The 1,987-nt window shown below is 65.8% G+C and carries 1 protein-coding gene; it reads left to right on the top strand.

Features of this window, described 5'->3' with window-relative positions; translation table 11 throughout:
* The coding region (locus WEB61_RS02000; protein ID WP_368062657.1) for a PAS domain-containing sensor histidine kinase at positions 1-1,931 on the top strand (1,931 nt) is incomplete at its 5' end.
* Positions 1,932-1,987 lie beyond the last annotated feature (56 nt).

Consider the following 1,987-nt stretch of genomic DNA (forward strand, 5'->3'; position numbering starts at 1 on the left):
TCACCGAACGCCGGCAGCGCGACGAGAGCTTGCGCAGCAGCGAGGCGATTCTGCGTGCGCTGGTCGAGTTCGGAACCGACATCGCAACGGTGCTCGGTCCCGACGGCGCCATCCTTTTCGAGAGCCCCTTCACCAAGGACATTCTTGGCTATGGCGACGACGACCTGAGTGGCACCAACGCACTGGACTTCACCCATCCCGACGACCGGCCGCGCGTCGAGGCTGAATTTCTCTCGATCCTTGCCGAACCCGGCAAACACACTGAACTCGAAGCGCGCTTTCTGCACAAGGACGGCACCCCGCGCATCCTCCATCTGACCGGCACCAATTGCCTCGATCGCCCGGCCATCGGCGGCGTTGTCATCAAGGCCCGCGACGTCACCGAACGCGTGGCGGCCGAGGAGGCGCACGAAAGCGCCGACCGCCGGCTGCGCCTGGCGCAAAAATCCGCGCGCATGGCCGTCTGGGACGTCCACCTGCCGACCGGGCGGATGACCTGGCACACGGAAACCGGCACGCTTTTCGGCTTCGACGCCGGCGAGCGTGAAATCACGATGGAACAATTCCTCGACCATGTTCACACGGACGATCGCGACGCTCTGACCGGGGTCCTGGCGCGGGTTGTCGAAACCGGGGCCGAGAGCCTTACGCATGAGTTTCGTCTTCGCGCCGTCGAGGGCGGGTTTCTGCACGTCCGGGCGCTGGGCGGCTGCATCATGGACGACAACGGTGCGCCGCTCCTTCTGGCCGGCGTGGCGCAGGACGTCACCGACTACAGCGTCGCCCTCGAAACCCTGCGCCAGAGCGAAGCGCGTCTGATCGACGCCCAGCGCATGGCGAAATTCGGTCATTGGGAACTCGATTTGAGGACGTTCGAACTGCTCTGGACCGATGAACTCTACGACATATTCGGCGTCGACAGGGAAAGCGCGGGCCCCAGCTACGACGACCTTCTGGCGGCAATCCATCCCGACGACCGCCACATGCTCGATGACGCCTACACCAGATCGCTGGCCGATCATGCGCCTTACGTCGTCACCCATCGCCTGCGCATGGCCGATGGCACCGTCAAATGGGTCGAGGAGCGTTGCGCCACCGAATTCGACGCCGAAGGCAACCCGCTGGTATCGCGCGGCACCACCCAGGACATCACCGAGCGCAAGCTGACCGAACTGGCCGTCATCGCGGCGCGCGACGAAGCCGTTGTCGCCAACCGCGCCAAGTCGGAATTCCTGGCCAATATGAGCCACGAGCTGCGCACGCCGCTGAATGCGATCCTCGGCTTTTCCGAGATGATGCAGCGCGAGGTCTTCGGCCCGCTCGGCGTGCCGAAATACCGCGAATATGTCGCCGACATCCTGAAAAGCGGCCGCCATCTCCTCGATGTGCTGAGCGACATCATGGACGTCGCGCGCGTCGAGGCCGGCAAGATCGACTTCGAGCCCGAGGAACTTTCGGTCGCCCGGCTCGTCGATGCCTGCAAGGTGATCGTCGGCGGCCGTATCCGCGAAAAGCGGCAGCATTTCTCGGTGGCGATCCGCAAGGGCGCGCGCACCGTCCATGCCGATCCGCGGCTTGCCAAACAGGTGCTCCTCAACCTGCTGTCGAACGCGCTGAAATTCACGCCCGAAGGCGGCCGCATCGAACTGACGGCGCGGCGCACCCGCGCCGGCGAGATCGCGCTGTCGGTCGCCGACACCGGCATCGGCATCGCGCCGAACGATATCGCCCGCGTCGTCGAACCCTTTGTCCGCGCCGAGGGCGCGCTGGCCCGCACCCATGAGGGCACGGGCCTTGGCCTGGCGCTGACCAAATCCTTCATCGAACTGCATGGCGGCCGCCTTGAAGTCGAAAGCCGCCTCGGCAAGGGCACGACCGTCACCGTCTACTTCCCGGCCTCCGCGCAAAGCCAACACGGCGCTGCCGCCTGAGCGAAGCGGCGGGCGACGACATTCTCCGCCGCCATCCCCCCCCCCCCCTTACCCCC

Origin of the sequence: Parvibaculum sp. (assembly GCF_040882025.1) — a bacterium.
Classification (GTDB): domain Bacteria; phylum Pseudomonadota; class Alphaproteobacteria; order Parvibaculales; family Parvibaculaceae; genus Parvibaculum.